This window comes from Murinocardiopsis flavida (assembly GCF_003014485.1).
Taxonomy (GTDB): domain Bacteria; phylum Actinomycetota; class Actinomycetes; order Streptosporangiales; family Streptosporangiaceae; genus Murinocardiopsis; species Murinocardiopsis flavida.
On the sequence record NZ_PYGA01000054.1, the window covers coordinates 3,447 to 5,256 of the forward strand.

1 rRNA gene is annotated in these 1,810 nt (G+C 59.5%); it reads right to left on the reverse strand.

Annotation, left to right across the window (positions count from 1 at the left end):
* Positions 1-145: 145 nt before the first annotated feature.
* Positions 146-1,677: ribosomal RNA gene (locus CLV63_RS32890) — 16S ribosomal RNA — on the reverse strand.
* Positions 1,678-1,810: the final 133 nt, after the last annotated feature.

A 1,810-nucleotide genomic window follows, 5' to 3' on the forward strand; every position in this document is an offset into this window, starting at 1 on the left:
ATACCCAACAGCGCGCCCCCACCCCCCACCAGCCATACAAACCAGCAGGTGAAGCAGGGAAGTCCGATTGCACTTCGTTTAAGCCATCCACTTCCGAGCCGGACCGGCCCGTAGAAGAAAACGCCGGCCCTGAAAGGCTCCTTAGAAAGGAGGTGATCCAGCCGCACCTTCCGGTACGGCTACCTTGTTACGACTTCGTCCCAATCGCCAGCCCCACCTTCACGCGCTCCCCCCACAAGGGTTGGGCCACACGTTTCGGGTGTTGCCGACTTTCGTGACGTGACGGGCGGTGTGTACAAGGCCCGGGAACGTATTCACCGCGGCGTTGCTGATCCGCGATTACTAGCGACTCCACCTTCATGGGGTCGAGTTGCAGACCCCAATCCGAACTGAGACCGGCTTTTAGGGATTCGCTCCACCTCACGGCATCGCACCCCGTTGTACCGGCCATTGTAGCATGTTTGCAGCCCAAGACATAAGGGGCATGATGACTTGACGTCATCCCCACCTTCCTCCGAGTTGACCCCGGCAGTCTCCCATGAGTCCCCACCACTACGTGCTGGCAACATGGAACAAGGGTTGCGCTCGTTGCGGGACTTAACCCAACATCTCACGACACGAGCTGACGACAGCCATGCACCACCTGTCACCCACCAACCAAATGACCCCGTATCTCTACGGGTGCGTGGGCAATGTCAAGCCTTGGTAAGGTTCTTCGCGTTGCGTCGAATTAAGCAACATGCTCCGCCGCTTGTGCGGGCCCCCGTCAATTCCTTTGAGTTTTAGCCTTGCGGCCGTACTCCCCAGGCGGGGCGCTTAATGCGTTAGCTACGGCACGGAACCCGTGGAAAGGCCCCACACCTAGCGCCCAACGTTTACGGCATGGACTACCAGGGTATCTAATCCTGTTCGCTCCCCATGCTTTCGCTCCTCAGCGTCAGGTAAGGCCCAGAGACCCGCCTTCGCCACCGGTGTTCCTCCTGATATCTGCGCATTTCACCGCTACACCAGGAATTCCAGTCTCCCCTACCTACCTCAAGCATGCCCGTATCCACTGCACACCCGGAGTTAAGCCCCGGGCTTTCACAGCAGACGCGACACGCCGCCTACGAGCTCTTTACGCCCAATAATTCCGGACAACGCTCGGACCCTACGTATTACCGCGGCTGCTGGCACGTAGTTAGCCGGTCCTTATTCCCCACCTACCGTCAACCAGAGCAGAAACCCTGGCCTGCTTCAGTGGTAAAAGAGGTTTACAACCCGAAGGCCGTCATCCCCCACGCGGCGTCGCTGCGTCAGGCTTTCGCCCATTGCGCAAGATTCCCCACTGCTGCCTCCCGCAGGAGTCTGGGCCGTGTCTCAGTCCCAGTGTGGCCGGTCGCCCTCTCAGGCCGGCTACCCGTCACCGCCTTGGTAGGCCATCACCCCACCAACAAGCTGATAGGCCGCGAGCCCATCCCCAACCGAAAAAACTTTCCACACGCAACCCATGCGGGTGCGCGTCGTATCCGGTATTAGACCCGGTTTCCCGGGCTTATCCCAGAGTCAGGGGCAGGTTGCTCACGTGTTACTCACCCGTTCGCCGCTCGTGTACCCCGAAGGGCCTTACCGCTCGACTTGCATGTGTTAAGCACGCCGCCAGCGTTCGTCCTGAGCCAGGATCAAACTCTCCATCAAAGGCCTACCAACCACCCCCCGAACACGAAGCTCGGGACGGTGGTCAAACCATTGTGAAGGCGAACCCTGACCGACATGGTCCTGGCGGACCATCATTGTCAATCAAAGGAATCCCACCACCACACACCCCGAA